Below are 21104 nucleotides of genomic sequence, written 5' to 3'. Positions count from 1 at the left end.
CCATCTCCCGTTGGGTTACCCGGTGTCCAGTTATATGAGTATCCAGAAGTTCCTCCGCTCACACTAACAGAAGCAGCTCCTGTTGCACCACCATTACAGGCAACATTTGTTTGAGAAGCAGCACTTGCTGCTAATGCTGTTGGCTGAGTAATCGTATAATTACGTGTAGCAGTACAACCTATATTATCAGTTATTGTGACAGTATAAGTTCCAGCAGAAAGCCCCGTTGCAATAGAACCTGTTCCTCCTGAAGGTGACCAACTATAAGTATAAGGAGAAATCCCTCCTGAAGGAGTTACTGCCGCAGCTCCATTGGATCCTCCGAAGCAAGAAACATTACTTTGAGCCCCGGAAGCTGTAGAAATGGAAGATACACTTAAAGTTCCTGAACTCGAAGTAGTACTACAAGAACCATCCTTAGCCACGCAACGATATAAATAGCCATTCATACCAGCTGTAGCCCCGGTAATATTCAAAGTATTAGTTGTCGCATTAGAGTAAACACCTCCATTAGTAATATCAGTAAAACCGGAACCGGTATTTACTTGCCACTGATAAGCTGTAGCTCCGGTTGCAGTAATACTGAAAGTGGTATTATTGCCATTACAGATTGCTCTATTAGGTGGATTAGAACTTACAGTAGGATTTGTACAGGATGGAGCTTCAAATAAACGGAAGTTATCAATAGCAAATTCTTGAGTTAGACTAGCATCCGCACTAACCTTAAAACGTAAATCTAAAGTTGTCCCTGTTCCTGAAATACTCCAACCGAATTCCTGAAAAGTTCGAGATAATAAAACAGAACCATCACCTATTTTATCACCGTTAGTATCCTCCCGAAACCTTCCATATATAGTATTTGATGCATCAGGATATAGCCCTCCTGCGAGTATCCAAGCCCCCCCATCTACGCGATACTCTACCTCCATAAAATCATAAGTCGTCCCAAAATCATAATTTTGCCAATCTATAGAATTATTACAAGCAAATAATCCCTTAAACGTAAGCCCTGTTTTTCCACTAATATTTATCCCTGACCAAGTGATGTTTTGTATTTTATCTGCAGCATTATTGACCCCTGTTCCAACTTTATCAGTATCTTCTCCTGCCCAAAATTTACTTCCCTGTACGTTCTGATAAGAGGTAGCTGTTTCTGGAGCGAATGGTGTTTGTAGAGCAATATCACTACCATCTGTTCTTAAAAAGTAATAAGCATACGGTACAGACGGCCCTCCTTGATTATATGAAGGCGTTCTTGTCCCACTACTAGGTGCTCCCGAATCTTCAAAAGTATCACTCCAAAATTGTGTTTGTGACTCTCCTTTCGACCAAAAGAGACAGAGCAACATAGTAAAAATTAAAGTAAAGTTTTTTTTCATACTTACATATTTAATTTATTAATAATTTATTTTTAATTCCATTTTTTTAACTTCCATAAATTGATCAGCAGTCATAATGCCTTCATCACAACTGAGTATTTTAACAGCTATTTGTTTATTATCTCCACAGGCTATATTCAAGGTTTCTGTAATAGAAACTAAAGTCCCGGGTTGACAATGATGCATTTCGTTTAATACCTGCGCTGAAATTATTTTAAGCTGTTCTCCTAATAAAGTAGCATCAGCCCCTGTATTCCAGGGATTACAAGCATTAATTAACGCAATAATTTCCTCTGCTGACATTCTTTTCCAATTAATATACGTATCTGATAACTCAGGTTTTTCATAGTAACAGGCAAGTGTTTCATCCTGAGGATGATTGGGAATACTGTTAGCAAATTGCAGCATGTTAGCCATATTCAAAGCTACCTGAGCCATACGCTGGCTTAACTTAACGGTTAGTTTTCCATAAGTATCTCCTTCATCAATTACTACCGGATCATTAAATATGATATTCCCTTTATCAAATTTTGAACTCATAAAATGCGCACAAATTGCCGTTTCAGTTTCCTTATTTTTCAACACTTCAAAAATGGGCATTGATCCCCGATATTGTGGTAAAGATCCCGGATGGAAATTGATAAATCTATTTTCTCCGTATGTCAAAACACTCTCAGGTAGTAAGAACGGAAACGAAATACAAAAAATGTAGTCGGGTTGAATACTTTCAACCCATACTCTCATTTCAGCTATACTTTTGGAACTCGGAAAAGATTTAAATCCAAAATGATTGTCTTCAGACTCTCTTTCTAGTGCGTCTACAATTGTTTCATCAGCTTTTCCAATTCCAATAGCACAAATAAATTTTTCATAAGCTAGTAACTGCAAGGTTGGAAACGCAAATTTACCACCACATAACACCATTATTTTTTTTTGTGTTTCCATATTAAATACAGGCATAACTATTATACCAGGCAGATGTTACGTTATTTAATTCCTGAGCCGTTAATTCTTCAAAATGTTCTAAAACATTATCAATCTTATTTCTTAATTCTAGTTCACATTTACCTTCACTACTTTCAATTATTATTGCATTATATAAAGGCGAAATTGAATTATTAGTTTTTTTGTCAAAACAGATTGTTCCTCTGGGACTTTCAAAAGTAAAAGAATGCAAGCCCGAAGCTATTTGTGTTACATTGTTCTTACATTCCTTTGTCAGTTCTATAATTTTTAAGGATATGAAAGCACTTTCCCAACTTAACAATGAAAATAAATTAGGTATTCTGCCAGTTTCGTTTAATACTTCAATAAAAATTTTATTTTCATCAGACTCAATTTTATTTGACCATGCTGCAATGCCTTTTATATGCACTCCCGGATATTCTGCATCAGTCAGCATCATTTCCTCAAATCCAAAAGGAGATAAATAAACCGATATATTTTTCTCCTGCAATACATTTTTGATACCTTCAAAATACCATTGTACAAAATCCCCGCTAAACAAACTTAACAAAGCCGCATTAGGAAATTGCTCCAAATGATTTTTTAAAGGTTCCATTGTAAAATCTTCTTCTTTATATCCTGTGGCATGATTAAAAGCAATTTTCCCACCATAATCTTCAAATCCTTGAGAAATACTATAGGTATGTAAATAACCGCCATCATAATAACCGGTTACCATTCCTGCAGAGGTATACCCATCATTAACCGCTTGTTTTGCTGCCAATAAAGCCCCTAATGAATTATGTAGCGAATGATAAAAAATATTAGGACAACTTGGCCATTCCTGAGGTAAACTGGCACCGGCATCTAAGACAATCAACATTCTATTTGCTGCCAAAAAAAGTGGTCGGAGTAACTGTGCCATCCGATGTCCTATATATGCAATTACTACATCTGCATTTTCTTCTAATAAAAGTTTTTCTGCACTACGATAACATTGTTGCTTATCTGCTCCAAAACCTATATTTTCTGTAACAATTTTAATATCATTTTTTTCTAAATGTTTTAGCCCTGATCGCAATCCTTCATAAAGATCGAATCCAATGGTTTGGTAATAAGTTGATCGGGGTAATAAAATTCCTATTGTTTGCATATAGCTACTTAATAATAAAAAAGGGAATTTCAGGTTTGAAAATTCCCTCTTAATAATTTAATTAATTTCTACTTGGAAAAATTCCTTCAATTGCAATGCAGTAATTAAGGACCAAGTATGGATTTACATTAGAGAACGGATAGCCTGCTCCTGATAAATCCGTGCTACCGGATATTTCAGTTCCTCCGGTAAATACATTTGCATCAGGCATTGATGTATAAACATTGGATGAAGCTAATCCCGGAAAACCGTTTGCTGCCGCACTTTCGTCAGCATTTGCATTACTAGCTTTTATTTGAACGTGCATCGAGTTCAATGTATGAACGTGGGCAGGCATATTTGATGTTGTCAAGCTTACAGATACAGATCCTCCATTTTCACCCATTGAATAATCTGGTAAGCCAGGACCTTGTCCTTGTCCGACAGGAATACGCCCCTGAAGATCCGGAAGTTGGAATGTTTGAACACCATCTCCTCCATAAGTTGTACCGATTAATGAAAACAAGGCTGTATATTGAGAAATCGAATACATTTGCCCTTTACAGTAATCATAACCTATTGGTGAGAAATAAAACCCGAATGTTTTTACCTCACCGATAAATGGTTCTGTAGACATAATATTTTAATTTATTTAGTTAATGATTTATCTAATTAATTACGACTTGGAAAGATACCATAAATAGCAATCGAATAATTCATTACCAAATACGGATTCATAATACTGAAAGGAATATTACTTCCCGTAATATCTGTAGTTCCTGTAACTTGTGTACCACCAGTGTATACTCCCGGCTGCGCAGCTGATGTATAAATATTTGTAGCAGCCAATCCTGGAAAGCCATCTTGAGGAGCACTTTCATCGGCGTTTGCATTACTAGCCTTAATTTTTACCGATACATTATTCATTGTATGAATATGGGCAGGAAGATTAGAGCTCAATAAAGTTACAGATGTAGTTCCTGCCATCTCACCCATTGAATGAGAAGGAAGAGCAGGTCCTGTACCCTGCCCGATAGGCATACGTCCTCTTAAATCAGGAAGCGCAAATGTAGTTTGTCCGTTTCCACCGTAAGTTGTTCCAAGTAGTGCAAAAAGAGCTGAATTACTTGCAATAGACAAAATTTGACCTGCACATAGCATGTAAGATTTCGGTGCAAAATCGAAAGCTAATAACTTCACCTCACCAATAAATGGTTCTGTTGACATAATTTTTAATTTTAAAGGTTATTTGAAATAATTTTCTGTTAAAAAAAGTAAATATATTAAATTTTATAATATATTGCCTACGATATAACTTGTATTTATCAAAAACATAATATATTTCTCTAAAGAACTAATAATCAATTAATCATAATTTAACACCAATCATGCCTACTGTAAAAAAATCTTTAGAAACAGAACGTATATTGATTTTTTTAGAAGAAATAGCACTTAACGTAATTGAAAAAAAATTAGATTCAACAACTTTTTTACCGGGACTTGCTTTGGGACCAAATTGTATCTATGTAGATTTTGACCAACTAAAATATCCAGGAGATTTACTTCATGAAGCTAGTCATTTAGCGGTTACAGATAGCGAAACCAGAAAAAGTATTGGCACAGACATGCTCCCTGAAGTATGGCCTACGCAAGGCGAAGAGATAGCAGCCATTCTCTGGTCCTATGCTGCATTAACCCACCTAAATCTTGAACCTTCTTTTGTATTTCATCCTGATGGCTATAAAGGAAATTCGGAATGGTTTATTTACAATTTTACTAATAAAAATTATATTGGTTTGCCATTTTTAGAATGGGCAGGTTTAAGTTTGAGCACTAAAAATGCTGCTTCAAAAGGGAAAGAAGCTTTTCCTGTAATGCAAAAATGGTTAAGAGATTAGGTTATGGATAGATTAGTACGCTCAATAAAATTCCCTATTGTCTTCGATAAAGAAAAATTAGTAACAGACACCCTCAGAATTCTAAATCAAAAATGGACAGACCACTACAACACCAATGATTACTCAGGAAAATGGACTTCTATAGCCTTAATGTCCAAAGGAGGAAAGTCCAGCAATATTAATGCTTTTTCAAACAACACAGAAGAGTTCATTCCAACTGATGCTCTGAGATCTTGCGATTATTTAAAAGAAATTCTGGATAATTTTTTGTTCGAAAAAACCACTGTTAGATTATTAAATCTTGGGGCTGGAGCAGAAATAAAACCACATACCGATTATTGCTTAGGTTATGAAGATGGTGAGTTTCGGTTACACATACCAATAATAACTAATTCGGACGTTGAATTTATTCTGGATGGTCAACGAATAATTATGAATGAAGGAGAATGCTGGTATTTAAACACTAATTTTTTGCATTCTGTAAAAAACGGAGGAGACACTGATCGCATTCATCTGGTTATTGATGGAATTAGAAATGAATGGACCGATGCTCTTTTTTTTAAAGAAGCACCTGTAGAGGCATTTAAAAAACCAACTCCCATTATTCATGAAGATCAAAAAAAACTGATTATTGCCGAATTAGAAAAAATGAATTCCCCTGTGGCTAAAGAATTAATTGATAATTTGAAAAAAAACTAAATTATTCTATCTCTTCTCTATAATTGTATTTTCCATAACTAAAATATCAAGAGCTGTTTCCTTAAACAATTCAACAGCATGCAATGGCGATTCCACCATAGGCATCCCTTTTTTATTAAAACTGGTATTCAGCAATACTGCAATCCCACTTTGCTTATAAAAGGCTTCAATTAATCGGGCAAATTTAGAATTCCAAGACGCATCAACCGTTTGTACTCTGGCTGTACCATCACAATGAGTTACATTTCTTAGCTTTTGTAAATATTCAGGACGTGTTTTATCTATCAAAATCATGTAGGGACTATTTCGCCCTTTTTCAAAATAATCCTTAACCTTATCTTTTAGTACTGCCGGAGCAAAAGGACGAAAATCTTCCCTGAACTTTATATTTCTATTGATATGGTTTTTCATATTTTCAACACCCGGATGTGCAAGTATACTTCTTCTTCCAAGTGACCTTGGACCAAACTCTGAACCTGACTGAAACCAGCCAATTGTTTTCCCCTCATTTAATTTTGCCGCACAATACGCAAGCAGCTCTTCATCATTTAAACCAAATTGCTTATTAAAATCTTCATTGATTTCTTTCTTCACTACAGTATCAATTTCTTCCTGAGAATACTGCTTCCCAAAACAGGTACTGCCATCATGCTGCAATTTTTCTTTGCCAAAATGACTTATCCATCCATAAAAAGCACATCCTAAAGCCAAACCATTATCGCCCGCCGCAGGTTCAAAAAAAATATTCTTAGCAACCAATGAATCTTCCAGTTTTGCATTTGCAACTGCATTGAGAGCAACGCCTCCTGAATAGCTTAAATTTTCGTGTGGAAAACGCTCCATTCGAAAATTCAAACAACTTAAAACTGCTTTTTCAACCTGTTCCTGAGCCCATCTGGCAACATTTGCATAATAAGAAAAATGTTGTAAAAAATATTCATAGCCTTTTGAAGGATTAACAAAGTTTTCTTTCCAATCTTCTTTTACAAATAAACATTCCGACCTAAACTCAAAGGCTTCACAATCAAAACAATTTGATTTACCAAAAGGAGCTAATCCCATCAATTTACCAACATCCTCTAAGTCACCAAAAACATATTTACTAATAGCCGCATAAAATCCTCCTATAGAATGCTTTGTAGTTGCCATTGCTAAAACAGCATTGTTTATTTCGTCCATTTCACTAAAATCCTTAAATAGCGGAGTTAATGTATTATTCTGAAAATGATAAAAGCTATCTTTTTCACACATCATCTTATTTTCAGCTATGAATTCCGGACGAATTGTTAACTGCTCTTCAGGATGTAATTCCAAATGCTGACTTAAAGGACTTCCACATCCATCAATAATCATTACTGCACATTCTGAAAATGGAGAAGTTCCTACAGTACTATAAGCGTGTGCTAAATGATGTGAAATGGTAACAATTTTGGGACTATTTGCATCGGAAAAAATCCTTTTTCCATGAAATTGTTTAGGATCAGGGATATCAAAATTAGCGCACTGAACAACTAAACTTATTGCACTCATATCAATCCCCTCGGCTTCTAAGCAATATTGAATAGCCAGTGTATCATTGCCTCCATCGTGTTTAATTCTGCTTAAACGCTCTTTTTCTATTGCAACACATATTTTACCATCTTTCAACAAAACAGCAGATCCGTTATGCGAAAGTCCTGTACCAAGAATATAAATAGGTTTCTTCATCTTCTAAATAGCGTGATTAAATTTCAAAAGAAAAACAAACATACTTTTTATTTTAATTTCGAAAATGAATTAATAAAATTAAAATGTAATTTTTTAAGAAAAATATTATATTAGTCCCTTGCAATTATAAATAATAATTTTGTGATTAGTAATTTTTATTAACTAATTTACCCCAAAATATCGTATAAAATGAAATTAGATTTGTTAGAAAATTTTTGGAATCGAATTTTAAGCACCAATTCTAAAACAGAAGAACAATCTGACTGGAATACTGAAACAGGGTATTTGTACCAATTGGGTATTAGCATGGAAGAAACCCTGCAGTATCTTTATCAGGAGAAACCATCTTTATTAATTTTTATAGATTGGGTCGAAAGTAAAAAGAAAGAGGTTTTAAAATCAATTCATATTGAAAACGTCCTTTCGGAAAAAGACTTAGCTTTTTGGGAATCTAACGGCTATGTTGTTATAAAAAATGCTATTCCAATTGAAGATTGCATAGCGACCCAAAAAGCAATTTTAGATTTTTTAAAAAAAGATATAAATGACAGTAGTTCCTGGTACAAACACCATGAAAAACAAAGTGGATTAATGGTTAATTTTTATAATCATCCTACATTAGAGAAGAACAGAGCGTCAATAAAGATTCAAAAAGCTTATGAACAATTATATAAAACCACTAAAATCTATAAAACGATAGATAAAGTAAGTTTTAATCCTCCTGTTACTAATGAATATAATTTTTTAGGAAGTAATTTACATTGGGATGTTAGCCTAAAACAGCCTATTCCTTTTCGATTGCAAGGCTTATTATATCTTTCAGATTGTAATGAAAATGAAGGTGCTTTTAATTGCGTGCCTAATTTTCATAATCAAATAGCCAATTGGATGAGTACAATTCCTTCAAATGAAAATCCAAGAGAATTTGCTTTAAAAACACTAGTTTCCAAGCCCATAATTGGCAATGCAGGTGATTTCATTATTTGGCATCAAGCTTTACCTCATTGTGCCACTCCAAATTACGGAAAGACTCCGAGATTTGTCCAATATTTAACTTATTTTCCAGAAAATTATACCGAAAGTACGGAATGGATTTAGTTCTTTTTCGAGATTTTTTTTAAAAAAAAATTTCCTTCTAATTGGTGCCCTAGTGGCTACTTTAATCCGTAAATTCTATTCATAAGATTTGCTTTATTCTTTAACTATGATCTGATTTAAACATTATCTCATCTGAAATTACTACAAATATTGAATTCAGATTTGAATTTTGAGTGACATGAGTTATTAAGTACTTTTACTAAACTATTTTATTTTTTTATATGAAAAAACTCTCCATCATAATTCCTTGTTACAATGAGGAGAAAACAATAATCCAACTTTTGTCAAAAGTCGAGACTGTTAATTTAGCTGAAAATACCATTAAAGAAATTATAATTATTAATGATTGTTCTACTGATTCATCAGAAAAATTAATTCGAAATTTTATAGCTCTGCATTCTGAACTTTCTATAAAATATTTTAAAACTGATAACAATAAAGGAAAAGGAGCTTCAATTCAAATGGGGATTGCTAATGCAACAGGAGATTTTATAATCATTCAGGATGCTGATTTAGAATATGACCCTGAAGAATACAATCTCTTATTGAAACCCATTTTAGATGGTTATGCCGATGTAGTTTATGGATCAAGATTCATGGGAAGCAAACCGCACCGCATTTTATTTTTTTGGCATACTATAGGGAATAAGTTCTTGACATTTTTATCCAATATGGTCACGAACCTAAATTTGACCGATATGGAAACTTGTTATAAAATGTTTACTTCTTCGATTATTAAAAACATTTCTTTGAAAGAGAAAAGGTTTGGTTTTGAACCGGAAGTTACTGCTAAAATGGTTCGGTTTCCTAATATAAGAATCTATGAAGTTGGAATTTCCTACTATGGAAGAACCTATGCTGACGGTAAAAAAATTAGTTGGAAAGACGGTTTTCAAGCAATTTATTGCATCCTTAAATACGGACTTTTTAAGGCCAAATAACTTTTCAAATAAATACAGTAAAAAAATAAACCGAATAGTTATAGTAGTATGAGTAAAAAAAACATGAAAATTTCAGATATAAATCAAAAAGATACTTTGAACAAAGAACTTATTTTACAAAAAATGACTTGGTTTTTAGCCATTATCTCATTTTTACTGTACGCTAATACTTTGAACCATGGATTTGTTTTAGATGATATTGCTGTAATTGAGCAGAATAGGTTGGTACAAAAAGGCTTAGCTGGAATTCCCGAATTGTTTTCTACACTTTACTGGCAGGGATACTGGGATTCGAATGCGGGATTATACCGACCAATGTCATTGGTAGCATTTGCCATCGAATGGCAATTATCTCCAAACAACCCTTTTATTCATCATTTTTTTAATGTATTGTACTATGCTTTAAGTATTATTTTATTATTCAAAGTCTTGTATTATTATTTAAAGGAATACACTGTTTGGATTACTTTTTTTATCGTTTTACTGTTTGCGGTTCATCCTATTCATACGGAAGTAGTCGCCAATATCAAGAGTCGGGACGAAATATTTTGCTTGCTATTTTTCACTTTAAGTATTTATTTTCTTTTAATCAAAGAGAAAAGAATTTTTCAGGTTCTTGGAATCGCGTCTTTCCTTTTTTGTTTACTGTCCAAAGAAGCTGGAATTTTATTTTTACCCATACTTGTATTTTTATTTTGGTTAAAATACAAAAAGGAAAGAAGTATTTTATTCTTCAAAATAACTCCAATTATTTCTATTAGTATATTATGGCTACTATTACATCGTTATATTATTTTAAGCTCTCCATTCAAAAGAATTCAGTATTCGTATTTGGATAATTCTTTATTTGGTTGCGATGATGTAATGACTAAAATAGCTACGGGATTTACCTTATTAGCCCGATACATATTGAAATCTTTTTACCCTTACAATATGAGTTATGATTATTCTTTTAATCAAATACCTTGTGTTACGCTGGGTTCATTTTCTTTTATAGTAAGTTTATTGCTTATTGGATTACTTATTGGTTTGGCTTATTTTTTCAGAAATAAAAATCGTTTAATCAGTTTTGGCATACTGTTTTTTTTAATTACAATTTTTCTAGCAACTAACATTGTTATTCTTATTGGAACAACAATGGGCGATCGCTTACTTTACACTCCAGTTTTAGGAATTATTATTTTTGTAGTTTTTATACTATTTCATTTGTCTAAGAATATAGAACTCGAATCTTTTTATCAGCCATCAGCTTACTTTTTATGTTTTGTTTTTCTAATGTTTTCATTAAAAACTTACAATAGAAATAAAGCCTGGAAATCAAATGCTATTCTGTTCACAGAAGACTTATCAAATGCACCTAATAGCGCAAGAGTAAATTTCAATTATGCCACTGTGCTTTTCAATCAATTATCATCAGAAGTTGAACTTCAACAACAACAATTACCTTCAGTTATTGATGCTTATAAAAAGGCCTTAGCAATTGATCCAAAAGATAAAGGATCTCTAACCAATTTAGGCGTTTGTTATTATCGAATGAGGGACTATGAAAAATCTATAGAAACTACAAAAAAAGCTTTGGCATTAACAAAAAATGATTATTCCCTGCAAGCTAATTTAGCCGATGCTTATTTCAGAAACAATAATTTAGACGAAGCCATTACTATTTATAAAGAATTGATAAGAAATAATTACATATTGGAGAACACATACAATTATTATGGATCGGCCTTATTTAGTAAAAAAGAATATACCAAAGCTATTACAGTATTTAAAGAAGGAATAAAAAAGAATAAGAGTTCTGTTGAATTATGGATGAATTATGGTAATTCCTTAGCGGCGTCAGGAAATCTTAAGGATGCTATTACTGCTTTTGAAAAAGCTTATGAATTAAATCCAAATGAAAAAAATGCATTAAAATTTTTAACTATGGCGCATCAACAATTAGGAAATACGGAAAAAGCAAATTACTATTATGCCGAGTTTGTAAAAAAGTAAAAGTTTTTCTTTATAAATACGACACCAAAAATACTACGTTTCATTCATAAGACTTCATTATTTTATATGAATCCGCTACATAATATCATCAGCTTGAATACCAACATCAAGAATCGGAACTTTAGTAATTTTTTCATCAAATCGTTATTGAACTTTTTTAAATTATTTATGGAAGTACTTAAGTTCCTCTTTGTGTTTGTTGCTCTATACAGCGTTAAGTAACTAAATACACAACGATCTATTTATACATCTGAATACAATCTTATATCTGTAAGTATATCTCTTAAATACTACCAACATACTTATTTAATTATGCAATTGCATTAATATGTTCTCGAGTACATATTTTGTTACGTCAATAATTACTGTTTTACATACAGCTGCACAGCAGTATGTAACTAAGTGAATAATGATGTATTTATGTTGTTACCTACATAGCTATACGCTTCTAAGCACAAAAAAAGCGGCTATATAGCCACTTTAATATCTTTAACAATACTTGACATTTACAGGCGATATCCGGCAATCTATACGCTACACAAATACGCCCCCTTCAGCATTTTAAATTAAAAAAATAAACGAATGAATTCATAAAAGAGCCAATCAATATAATGGGCAATAACCGAAACGGCCTTAAGCCGTTTTTTCCCTGCTTTATTCAATCCGGATTCGCCGACAGGCGGACGGATTATCTGTTCTACAGAACAGAGCAAGTTGTGTTTTGAGGCACTCGAAATGAATTCCGTGCCTCAAAACAACTTGCCCTTGCAGGGGCTTAAAACATTCTCCAAAGTCGGTGTTTTCTAAAAATTACAAATGGATTTATGATGGGTAATCCAGAAAATAAAAACAATACAAAGGTGTCAGGTATCCTAAAAAGAATCCGACTATTTACACCTATGTTTTTCATTTAATGGGTATGGGAAATCCCAAATTCTTTTCACTTTTTACTAACGATTTACAGACGACATCCGCGCATCTAATTCGGCACTTAGTTTCTCCACAATTTCTTTGATTTGAAAAACTTCTTGTTTTTCAATTTTTGAAAACTTATGAAGAATTACCATGTGCTTCTCTATAAATGGGAAGAAATCCATCCAAAAATTTGCTAATAGGTAATTATAGTTTTGAAGGGATGAATCGGCATACAAACACATATTCCATAATGTTTCATTGGAAACATAATTAGGCATGTAGTAGGTTTTTACAAAAATGAAAGTTCTACAGAAAGACTGAAAAAACGATCCAAATAGGTTTTCAATTCCTTGATAGTTTTGCACATCGCTATCGGCTATCGTGATAATCTGAGAAGCTACTGCTTTGACTGGTCTGTAATAAAAATACAAATCAGCATGATAAGGTTCATGAGGCGCTTCCCAGTGGAAATTTGGATGGTAATTACTGGATGAATAAATTCGATTGTTATCTTTAACAATAGCAGCAAAGAAACTCTGATAGCAATAAAGGTTGTTTTGAATCCAACTTCTGTTATGACCAATAAAAACAAACTCTGAACTGTCTCCCAATTTACTTTTTAAGGATTGATTGATGGAATGGAGTTTTTCATTACTGACATTATTAGCGATTATCAGAAGGTAATAGATCATTTTTTCACCGTATGTATTTTGATGATACAAATAAACCTCTTCGGTATCTAATGATTTAACGATGGTTTGAAGCACCAATTCCGGAATTTGGTTTTGGGATTTTTCTTCAAGATTATGCAAAACTTCATTCTTTGTTGGCTCTTTGATTGACTTTACTTTTTTGATTTGCTTTTTCAATTCACCAAATCTTTCTACAACTAAACCAGAGATATTTTGTTCCACAATTTCAATGGCTTCAAACATTTTATTGTCGTAAAGAAGTTCATTCTCAGCGGATACTTCTTTGGCTTTTTCAAATAATTGAGGCAAATGATATTTACTGGGACTATCTTTTACAAAATATTTTTGAAGTTCAGGAAGAAAACCGATTAGATTAGTAATTCTTTCATCTAAACTAAGATGATCAGAATTATATCCTATATATAATTCTTCCAAGTAGTCAAAGTGATATTCTATCAGTCTGGAATAAGAAGTAAAAACAGAATTAGCAATTCCTTCTTCAATTAATTTTTGGATTTCGGAACTATAAAGGTCATGATCGTGGTGAAATCGCTCTTGATACAACTTAAATTTCTTTTTGTATTTTTTCCAATCTCTCTTTATATACAACAGCTTATCCGCATTTTCTTTTTGATAAATCATAGCCGAAGGACTGCAATACAATTCAACAAAAGGACAAGCCAGATAATAGCGATGATGAAATTTTGAAGAATAAATAAAGAAGACAACAATATTGAATTGTTCTTTTACTTTTTTAACCCATTTATGTTGCTGTAATACAATAGCATCTGCATTTTTCTCTACATGAATGATTAAATGTGCTACTGTAGCTGCCTGTCCCTTGGTAAAGAACATTTGGATGATACTATACTGATTCAATAATTGTTTCAGTATATTTTCTAAAAACTTATTGTCGAGTTTTAGAAATGATAGTTTTTCGAAAGTTTTCATAGTAATGCTTTTTAGGTATTGATTAGACTTGTAGATTTATTGTCCCGAAAGTTTTTTTTTCTGTTTGATTTTCTCTAATCCTCTTTCTTTAATAAGCTGTAAGGCATCGAGCATTTTAACACAATAGATGTAAGGAGTTATCAAATCGCTATCCGATTCCATTTTATCGGAGCACAAAGACATATGAATGACCTCGCAAAGAAAGATTTCAAATTCTTCCACGGTGTTTTCAGCAAAAGCTTTTTTAAAAACTACTAAAGGATTCCGGTATTCTTCTTCGGTAAGCGAAGCCAAATGAAGTCTGGATTGTAAAGTAGTTGCTTCTTTTACGTTCCAATTTTTGCTTTTCTTATTCATGCAGTAACCAACTTTGAGAAAGGAACGTGCGATTGTATAAAACATAAAAAGTTCAGAGGGATTATCGTGTTTATAAACCTTACTTTTATAACTGTAAAACAACACCTCAGTTAATGTTTGCTTGTAGTAATCCAGATGGGCATAGTTAAAAAAGGCTGAAATGACCTCATTCACATTTTCTATTTCATTGGCTGCCCAAAAATTAGTTTCAAAGGATATTTTATTCTTTTTCATAGCAACATGATTTAGTATTCATTTGCTAAGTTCATTTGTTTAAAAGGGATAATCTATTCCTAAAGCGGATATAATATCTGACAAATAGGATATTTTACAGGATATTTTTTTATCTTTGAAATTCGGACTTTTAATCCAAATGGCTTTATATTTGAGCCATCAGAAAACTGAAATTTATTATGGAACAAAAAATTCATCACGGTAGAAATGTAAAGCGCTTCAGAGAAATGCTTGGAATCAAACAGAAAGCTTTAGCTTATGATTTAGGTGAAGACTGGAATCAAAAAAAGATTTCTATGTTGGAACAAAGGGATGTGATTGAAGACAACCTACTTAGACAAATTTCAGGTTCTATGAAAATTCCAGTGGAAGCTTTTAAAAACTTTGATGAAGAACAAGCTGTTAATCTAATTTCTTGTACTTTCTCTGATAATGCAATGTTCAATAATAAAATTGAAGTCTTTAACAGCAATCCTGTTGACCAATTAATCAGATTGCATGAAGAGAAAATTGCATTATACGAACGCATGTTAAAAGAGAAAGATGAAATGATGGCTAGGCTTGAAAAACTAATTAATAAATAAGATTCCCATATATATTAATTCCAACAAGAGGCTCTTTTTTAAGAGTCTCTTTGTTGTTAAAAGCATTTTTATTTGTTGAAAAAACACTACTAATAACATCATGAATAAGATTATAAAACTTAGAGTAAAGAAAGAAGTTGACAGGGCAAATGAACTTAAAGTTTTAAAATTAAAAGGAACTTTAATTTCTAAAGGTTTCACTGAAATCATCCATATTGAAGATGAAAATGATGATTTTTATCTAAACACTTTTTCAACCGAACCAGAGCAAAAAAAGGAAGCTGAAAATTATGTCTTGGAATATATTTCAAATAACAATTTGAGCGATATCATTTCACTAATTGAGATGGTAAAAAAATAATTTTTGCTTGCTTTTTTTAGAGTCAGACCATCCCCAAAAACCTTCGGATAAATCCTCAGAATTTTGTGGATTTAAAAAAATATTGTCTGAAAGCGTACACTTCTTCTATGCTTAATTTTTAATTGGAATTTTAGAAGTGTACCCTTTCCGAAGAGTTTAAAATTGATTAGATTTATTGAAGATCATTTTAAAGTTTTCAGACTCCAATTCAAAGGAGAAAAATCCAGCTAAGGTATTGAACATTGACAAAAGAAGTGCGCATAATGACAAGCCTTGTGCCAAGGCCTGTCACCCTTCGGGACTTATAGCACCTCTTTTGTCAATGTTCAATGAGAGTACGGCTTTCTTTTTTTCCTTTTTCTTTTAAATTAATGTTTAGTATAGTTTTGTTGCTCAATTTTGCGTTTTCCGGTTTCCCTACTAGATTTTTCTATCCTAATCAAAATTTAATCAGGATTGTAGTTGTCTAAGATGAATAATATCTTAGTGTCTGACTTTTAAAAAGCTCTAAGATTGCCACGTTCCTGCAATCCGCCAGATGTCCGTTTGTATCACAAACGAATCTGGCTGCCCTATTACTCGGAACTCGTGGGCAGTGACACTGATAAATAAAAAGAGTGCTGAAAACAAGCCAAAGAAAGCTTTAAATTTCTAAAAAAGTCGAATAAATGCCTAAAATGATAGATGATGAATGAGCAAAATGACAACCGAAACAAGTGGCTTCATATCCGTTTGAAGCCTGATGAATTAGAAAAAATTGAAAAAAAGTTTCACAAAACGACCTGTAGAAAACTGAGTGAATATGCTCGAAAAATACTGCTGGAAAAACCCATAACGACCTTTTATCGAAACCAATCTCTTGATGAATTTATACATGAAATGATACTACTCAGGAACGAATTACATGCCATTGGAAATAACTATAATCAAGCGGTAAAAAAGCTCCATACACTTCAACAAATTCCGGAATTCAAAAATTGGATTATAACCAATGAATTGCAGCAAAAAATTCTTTTGAATAAGGTAGAAGAAATCAAAAAACACATCCAAAAAATAGCTGAGAAATGGTTAGATGACACTATCCCAAAAAAGGCTGACCAAAATGGTAAGTCTTCTAGTTAATAGTATTATATCTAATTAAAGAGCAGTAATTATAAATTCACTTCTACGGTTCATTTGATGTTCTTCTTCGGTACATTTTACACCGTCCGCACATCTGTTTACCAATTGCGTTTCGCCATACCCTTTACCTGTTAAACGATCCGGACTAACTCCGTTTTTGATTAACCAGCTGATAGTTGATTTGGCTCTTCGATCAGATAAAGCTTCGTTATATTTTAAAGAAGCTCGGCTATCAGTGTGAGAACGAATATCTAATTTCATATTAGGATATTGATTTAAGACATCCAATATTTTTTCAAGATCCAGAGCAGCTTCAGTTCTGATGTTTGATTTATCTAAATCAAAATAGATGTTTTTAATACCAAAGCATTTTCCTAAATCATCACCAATAGTAACTTTGCATTGGTCTTTTTCTAAAGCTATAGGTAAATACGTTTTTCCATTTTCATAAGGAATAGTTATTTGTTTTTCATTGGTATTGTAATCTTCTTTTTCAGCTCTTACAGTATACATTTGACTACATTCAACCATAAAACTATATCCTCCATTTTGATCAGCAGTAACAGTTTTTAATAGATTCATTCTTTTATCAAACAAAGTAACTTTTGCGTTAGGGAGTGGCATTTTAGACTCTAAATCTGTTATTTCTCCGTAAAGTTCCTGTTCGCAAATTAACTTTCTAGTTTCTAAAAACATATAGATGTCATCAAATCCCTGTCCGCCATCTCTGTTTGATGATAAGAATCCTTTTCTGGATTCGCTGTCAATATAGTAAGCAAAATCATCTTTAGGTGAATTAGCTTCCATACCTACATTTTGAACTTTATTTAAAGAACCGTCATCGTTAATTTTTGTCATAAAAATGTCAAGTCCACCTACGCCTGGATGTCCATCAGAAGAGAAATACAATTCGTTCTCCTGACTTATAAAAGGGAAAGTTTCTCTTCCTTCAGTATTAATTGTAGGTCCAAGGTTTACAGGTGTACCAAAAGTACCATCTTCATTAATTTGTATTTTGAAAATATCAGACATTCCAAGAGTACCAGGCATATCAGATGCAAAATAAAGCGTTTTTTCATCTGGGCTCAATGTTGGATGTGCAGTACTATAATTATTACTATCAAAAGGAAGTTCCTGAATATTAGTCCAATTTTCACCATCTAAAGTAGCTTTATAGATTTTTATTAAAGTAATACCATTTTCATTTTTACCTTTTTTTCCATACAAATAGTTATTTCTGGTAAAATAAACGGTTTTACCATCTTTAGTAAAAACAGGAGTTGCTTCGTTAAATTTAGATTTTAATTTTCTGTATGACTTTACAGGATTTGCAGGAGTCATGTTTTCATCTAAATCAGCACTATATAAATTAGTAAAATGCTGATCAGTCCAAGTATGAATACGTTGACCAATACTTCCTGTATCTCTTGCCGAAGTAAAAACAATTTTATTATTGTAGATGCTTGCACCATAATCAGAATACTTGGAATTAATTCCGGCATTTTCTATTTTGTACCTCCCGGAATTAGCTTTAATTTCATCTAAATAATTTGTGTTTTCTTTAAAGAGTTTCGCTCTGCTATCATTTCTTGAAATTTTATCAAACTCTTTTAAGATTTGATCAGCTTTTTTATTTTCTCCAATTGCACGTAAGGATTGTGCATAGCGGTAATAATAAGTTGCGTCAATTGTAGTATCTGGCATCTCAAAAAGTTCAGCATACCATTTTGCAGCTTTGTCTAATTCACCGTTGAAATAATAAGCATTACCTATTTTTTGAAACATAGGAGCTGATTTATATCCTTTTTCGGCAACTTTTTCATAGGTCTTTATGGCATCTATATAAGCATAGTTGTCATATTTTTTATCGGCTTTAACCAACTTAGCGTCCTGGGAATAAATGTTAAACGAAAAAACACTTACCATAGCTATGTAGAGGAGTATATTTTTTTTCATGATAGTAGTATTTAGAAGAATCTTGGAGTTGTAATTTTATTATTTTTTCTGAAAATTTCATATCTCAGGAAAATCTCATGAGACCCTGAATTGTAATTATCCAATTGAGTAGTTTCTAAATCATATCCATAACCAATGTATAGTGCATCAGACACCTGAAAACCAGCCATTGCACTTACTGAAGCGCTCCAGCGATAAGCAAGTCCAAGAGTAAATTTATCATTAATCATAAAGTTTCCTGAAACATCTACTTGTAAAGGAGCTCCCTGAACCATTTTAGTTAATAAAGCAGGTTTGAATTTAAGATTGTAACTCAAATCCATAACGTAACCGGCAATTAAATAATAGTTTATCTTTTCTTTGTTAACTCTTAGTTGGTTATCATTGTATTGATTAGTTTCTATGAAATTTGGTACTGATAATCCCACATAGCCCTTATCAGAGTGAAGATAAACTCCTGCTCCAAAATTTGGGGTAATTTTATTATCAAATCCTTGTAAATTAAAATCATCAGCGTCTTCAGGATCCAATTTATTAAGATTTAAATTGAATAAATTAGCAGAAACCTTTAAACCAAACGAAAGTTTCATAGTTTCAGAAGTAGGAATTGTATAAGACAAGTCCGTTGAAAATGTATTATCGGTTGTTGGTCCTATTTCATCATTTACTATGGAAACCCCTAATCCAAGTCTGCTATTATTGAGAGGAGTATTAACAGAAACTGCATTGGTAGTAGGTGCACCATTAATTCCAACCCATTGTGTACGATGCAATGCAAATACACTCATAGCACCTCTAGAACCGGCATAAGCAGGATTTATATTTATAGTGTTGTACATATACTGTGTAAATTGTGCATCTTGTTGAGCATAACTTACCATGGCTGTAAACATTAAAGCTATTAATAGAATTCTTTTTTTCATTGGGTATTTTTTAAACCCAGAGATTAAACAACCTCTGGTATATTAGAATTTGGAGTTTAATTATCGAGTTAGGTATAAATACCCTTGTTCAGCTTTAGGAATTAGTTCTCCTTGTAATCCTACTGCAGTATATTTTAAAATATAGAAGTAAGTACCTGTAGGTAAACCAGCTCCTTTGTCAACAGTTACTCTACCTTCGGAGAAACCTTTAAATGCTTTATCCTGGTTATTATAATCTTTGACTTCATAGACTAAAACTCCCCATCTGTTATATATCTCAACAGAGTTTTCCGGATAGCAAAGAGTGTCCTCTATATTATCAATTTTGAAAACTTTATTTTTATCATCTCCATTAGGGGTAAAGGCATTATGAACATGAATAGTTCCGCAACCTAATACAAAACTTTCATCTATTTTCAGATTAACCACATATACAATTGGACAGCTTGTTGTTTCAACCACATAATTAAAGGTATAATCAGCTGTAGTTGCTCTGTTCGGATCTATATAGCTACCACTTAAAAGCCCCGAATTATTCACATCTATCCAAGTTCCGTTTGTTGGAGCATCTTGAGGCAAATATGTGCTTAAGTCTACAGGAGTTCCGTTTACACTATTTACAAAATCAGGTACTGTAATTGTTACGACATCAGGAACAATACTCACATTTACAGTTTGAATATACTCTGCTGTATTATTATTTATATCGTTTACTTTCCATTTTCTAACAATTGAATATGAAGAAGAAGTACTATTAACAATATCTTCAGTATATATAACTGTCGGAGATCCTTCTGAACATCTGTCAACAAACTCTAAAGCTGGTACTTCCGGAATATTTGCACAAGTGGTGTTAATTACACTTTGATACTCTGTCGTAGGTATCGGAGCTGTATGATCAATCACATTGTATGCTCCTGTATTATAGGTTACATTATAATTATCCAAAACATTTACTGGCGCCAATGTTGCTACGATTGCATTTGACATTTCTGAACTTCTTAAATACGTTGCAACGACTTCGTCTCTAGACAAAAAGCCTTCAACTAATCCAGTAAACACAGGGTCTGAGTCACTACATTCCTTACTTACATCGTTTGGTGTTACAGTTGATGATTTTTTAGTAATAGTCAAGGTTCCGTCTACTTTGTTTACCGTATAGTTTGGATTCTCACCCAATGTCACTTCGATTGGATAAGTTCCTACGTTAGAGAA

Annotated in this window: 20 protein-coding genes; 9 read left to right on the top strand and 11 right to left on the bottom strand. The window is 32.7% G+C overall.

Annotated elements, in window-relative coordinates:
* From H599_RS20125 to H599_RS0117820, 5 genes are all read right to left on the bottom strand, one after another.
* A partial coding sequence (locus H599_RS20125) for a SprB repeat-containing protein (RefSeq protein ID WP_035141935.1) occupies window positions 1-1379 on the bottom strand: 1379 nt, incomplete at its 3' end.
* Between the two features lie 18 nt (window positions 1380-1397).
* Window positions 1398-2324 (bottom strand): methionyl-tRNA formyltransferase, encoded by a 927-nt coding sequence (locus tag H599_RS0117835; protein ID WP_245600558.1) that lies wholly within the window; start codon window positions 2322-2324, stop codon window positions 1398-1400.
* 1 nt (window position 2325) lies between these two features.
* Window positions 2326-3477: an ABC transporter substrate-binding protein gene (locus H599_RS0117830; protein ID WP_026715356.1), complete on the bottom strand. Its 1152-nt coding sequence runs from the start codon at window positions 3475-3477 to the stop codon at window positions 2326-2328.
* Between the two features lie 61 nt (window positions 3478-3538).
* A complete protein-coding gene (locus H599_RS0117825) occupies window positions 3539-4093 on the bottom strand; it encodes a phage tail protein (RefSeq protein ID WP_026715355.1) in 555 nt (184 codons plus the stop codon).
* A gap of 35 nt (window positions 4094-4128) precedes the next feature.
* Entirely contained in the window at window positions 4129-4683 is a 555-nt protein-coding gene (locus H599_RS0117820; RefSeq protein WP_026715354.1) for a phage tail protein, read from the bottom strand.
* Between the two features lie 161 nt (window positions 4684-4844).
* On the opposite strand from H599_RS0117820, the gene H599_RS0117815 reads away from it, so the two are divergent.
* Both H599_RS0117815 and H599_RS0117810 read left to right on the top strand, forming a co-directional pair.
* Window positions 4845-5354 (top strand): hypothetical protein, encoded by a 510-nt coding sequence (locus H599_RS0117815; protein WP_026715353.1) that lies wholly within the window; start codon window positions 4845-4847, stop codon window positions 5352-5354.
* Between the two features lie 3 nt (window positions 5355-5357).
* Window positions 5358-6053 (top strand): aspartyl/asparaginyl beta-hydroxylase domain-containing protein, encoded by a 696-nt coding sequence (locus H599_RS0117810; RefSeq protein ID WP_026715352.1) that lies wholly within the window; start codon window positions 5358-5360, stop codon window positions 6051-6053.
* Window positions 6054-6059: 6 nt separating this feature from the next.
* Here the strand turns inward: H599_RS0117810 and H599_RS0117805 are convergent, their stop codons facing one another.
* On the bottom strand, window positions 6060-7760 hold the full coding sequence (locus tag H599_RS0117805) for a carbamoyltransferase family protein (protein WP_026715351.1): 1701 nt from the start codon (window positions 7758-7760) through the stop codon (window positions 6060-6062).
* 189 nt (window positions 7761-7949) lie between these two features.
* Between H599_RS0117805 and H599_RS0117800 the strand changes: the two genes are divergently transcribed.
* From H599_RS0117800 to H599_RS0117790, 3 genes are all read left to right on the top strand, one after another.
* Entirely contained in the window at window positions 7950-8858 is a 909-nt protein-coding gene (locus H599_RS0117800; RefSeq protein WP_026715350.1) for a phytanoyl-CoA dioxygenase family protein, read from the top strand.
* Window positions 8859-9079: 221 nt separating this feature from the next.
* Complete coding sequence (locus tag H599_RS0117795) at window positions 9080-9799, top strand: glycosyltransferase family 2 protein (protein WP_026715349.1); 720 nt, start codon at window positions 9080-9082, stop codon at window positions 9797-9799.
* A 63-nt stretch (window positions 9800-9862) separates the two neighbouring features.
* Window positions 9863-11794, top strand: coding sequence for a tetratricopeptide repeat protein (locus H599_RS0117790; protein WP_162174277.1), 1932 nt, complete (start codon window positions 9863-9865; stop codon window positions 11792-11794).
* A 950-nt stretch (window positions 11795-12744) separates the two neighbouring features.
* Here H599_RS0117790 and H599_RS0117785 read toward each other — a convergent pair.
* Window positions 12745-14352 carry a hypothetical protein gene (locus H599_RS0117785; protein WP_035141932.1) on the bottom strand — a complete coding sequence of 536 codons (1608 nt, stop codon included), beginning with the start codon at window positions 14350-14352 and terminating at the stop codon, window positions 12745-12747.
* Between the two features lie 36 nt (window positions 14353-14388).
* A complete protein-coding gene (locus tag H599_RS0117780; RefSeq protein WP_035141931.1) occupies window positions 14389-14943 on the bottom strand; it encodes a hypothetical protein in 555 nt (184 codons plus the stop codon).
* Window positions 14944-15122: 179 nt separating this feature from the next.
* On the opposite strand from H599_RS0117780, the gene H599_RS0117775 reads away from it, so the two are divergent.
* The 4 genes from H599_RS0117775 (at window position 15123) to H599_RS20120 (ending at window position 17010) form a co-directional block, all read left to right on the top strand.
* Complete coding sequence (locus tag H599_RS0117775; protein WP_026715345.1) at window positions 15123-15527, top strand: helix-turn-helix domain-containing protein; 405 nt, start codon at window positions 15123-15125, stop codon at window positions 15525-15527.
* A 100-nt stretch (window positions 15528-15627) separates the two neighbouring features.
* On the top strand, window positions 15628-15888 hold the full coding sequence (locus H599_RS0117765; protein ID WP_026715344.1) for a hypothetical protein: 261 nt from the start codon (window positions 15628-15630) through the stop codon (window positions 15886-15888).
* A gap of 175 nt (window positions 15889-16063) precedes the next feature.
* Window positions 16064-16255, top strand: coding sequence for a hypothetical protein (locus H599_RS20850; RefSeq protein WP_155960828.1), 192 nt, complete (start codon window positions 16064-16066; stop codon window positions 16253-16255).
* 317 nt (window positions 16256-16572) lie between these two features.
* A complete protein-coding gene (locus tag H599_RS20120) occupies window positions 16573-17010 on the top strand; it encodes a plasmid mobilization protein (protein WP_316930455.1) in 438 nt (145 codons plus the stop codon).
* 15 nt (window positions 17011-17025) lie between these two features.
* On the opposite strand, the gene H599_RS0117755 is transcribed toward H599_RS20120, so the two are convergent.
* From H599_RS0117755 to H599_RS20115, 3 genes are all read right to left on the bottom strand, one after another.
* Window positions 17026-18966, bottom strand: coding sequence for an OmpA family protein (locus tag H599_RS0117755; protein ID WP_026715343.1), 1941 nt, complete (start codon window positions 18964-18966; stop codon window positions 17026-17028).
* Window positions 18967-18977: 11 nt separating this feature from the next.
* Window positions 18978-19889 (bottom strand): PorP/SprF family type IX secretion system membrane protein, encoded by a 912-nt coding sequence (locus H599_RS0117750; protein ID WP_026715342.1) that lies wholly within the window; start codon window positions 19887-19889, stop codon window positions 18978-18980.
* A 60-nt stretch (window positions 19890-19949) separates the two neighbouring features.
* Window positions 19950-21104 (bottom strand): T9SS C-terminal target domain-containing protein (locus tag H599_RS20115; protein ID WP_035141929.1); only part of this gene is annotated, 1155 nt, incomplete at its 5' end.

It is taken from the genome of Flavobacterium daejeonense DSM 17708 (assembly GCF_000425425.1).
Taxonomy (GTDB): Bacteria; Bacteroidota; Bacteroidia; order Flavobacteriales; family Flavobacteriaceae; genus Flavobacterium; species Flavobacterium daejeonense.
This window is presented reverse-complemented; position numbering and strand designations above follow the sequence as displayed.

Coding starts and splice junctions, on each gene's coding strand:
- H599_RS0117790 (WP_162174277.1), top strand. CDS start 9,863: ATGAAAATTTCAGATATAAATCAAAAAGATACTTTGAACAAAGAACTT.
- H599_RS0117780 (WP_035141931.1), bottom strand. CDS start 14,943: ATGAAAAAGAATAAAATATCCTTTGAAACTAATTTTTGGGCAGCCAAT.
- H599_RS0117820 (WP_026715354.1), bottom strand. CDS start 4,683: ATGTCAACAGAACCATTTATTGGTGAGGTGAAGTTATTAGCTTTCGAT.
- H599_RS0117765 (WP_026715344.1), top strand. CDS start 15,628: ATGAATAAGATTATAAAACTTAGAGTAAAGAAAGAAGTTGACAGGGCA.
- H599_RS0117810 (WP_026715352.1), top strand. CDS start 5,358: ATGGATAGATTAGTACGCTCAATAAAATTCCCTATTGTCTTCGATAAA.
- H599_RS0117755 (WP_026715343.1), bottom strand. CDS start 18,966: ATGAAAAAAAATATACTCCTCTACATAGCTATGGTAAGTGTTTTTTCG.
- H599_RS0117750 (WP_026715342.1), bottom strand. CDS start 19,889: ATGAAAAAAAGAATTCTATTAATAGCTTTAATGTTTACAGCCATGGTA.
- H599_RS0117800 (WP_026715350.1), top strand. CDS start 7,950: ATGAAATTAGATTTGTTAGAAAATTTTTGGAATCGAATTTTAAGCACC.
- H599_RS20120 (WP_316930455.1), top strand. CDS start 16,573: ATGATGAATGAGCAAAATGACAACCGAAACAAGTGGCTTCATATCCGT.
- H599_RS0117775 (WP_026715345.1), top strand. CDS start 15,123: ATGGAACAAAAAATTCATCACGGTAGAAATGTAAAGCGCTTCAGAGAA.
- H599_RS0117815 (WP_026715353.1), top strand. CDS start 4,845: ATGCCTACTGTAAAAAAATCTTTAGAAACAGAACGTATATTGATTTTT.
- H599_RS0117830 (WP_026715356.1), bottom strand. CDS start 3,477: ATGCAAACAATAGGAATTTTATTACCCCGATCAACTTATTACCAAACC.
- H599_RS0117795 (WP_026715349.1), top strand. CDS start 9,080: ATGAAAAAACTCTCCATCATAATTCCTTGTTACAATGAGGAGAAAACA.
- H599_RS0117805 (WP_026715351.1), bottom strand. CDS start 7,760: ATGAAGAAACCTATTTATATTCTTGGTACAGGACTTTCGCATAACGGA.
- H599_RS0117785 (WP_035141932.1), bottom strand. CDS start 14,352: ATGAAAACTTTCGAAAAACTATCATTTCTAAAACTCGACAATAAGTTT.
- H599_RS0117835 (WP_245600558.1), bottom strand. CDS start 2,324: ATGGAAACACAAAAAAAAATAATGGTGTTATGTGGTGGTAAATTTGCG.
- H599_RS0117825 (WP_026715355.1), bottom strand. CDS start 4,093: ATGTCTACAGAACCATTTATCGGTGAGGTAAAAACATTCGGGTTTTAT.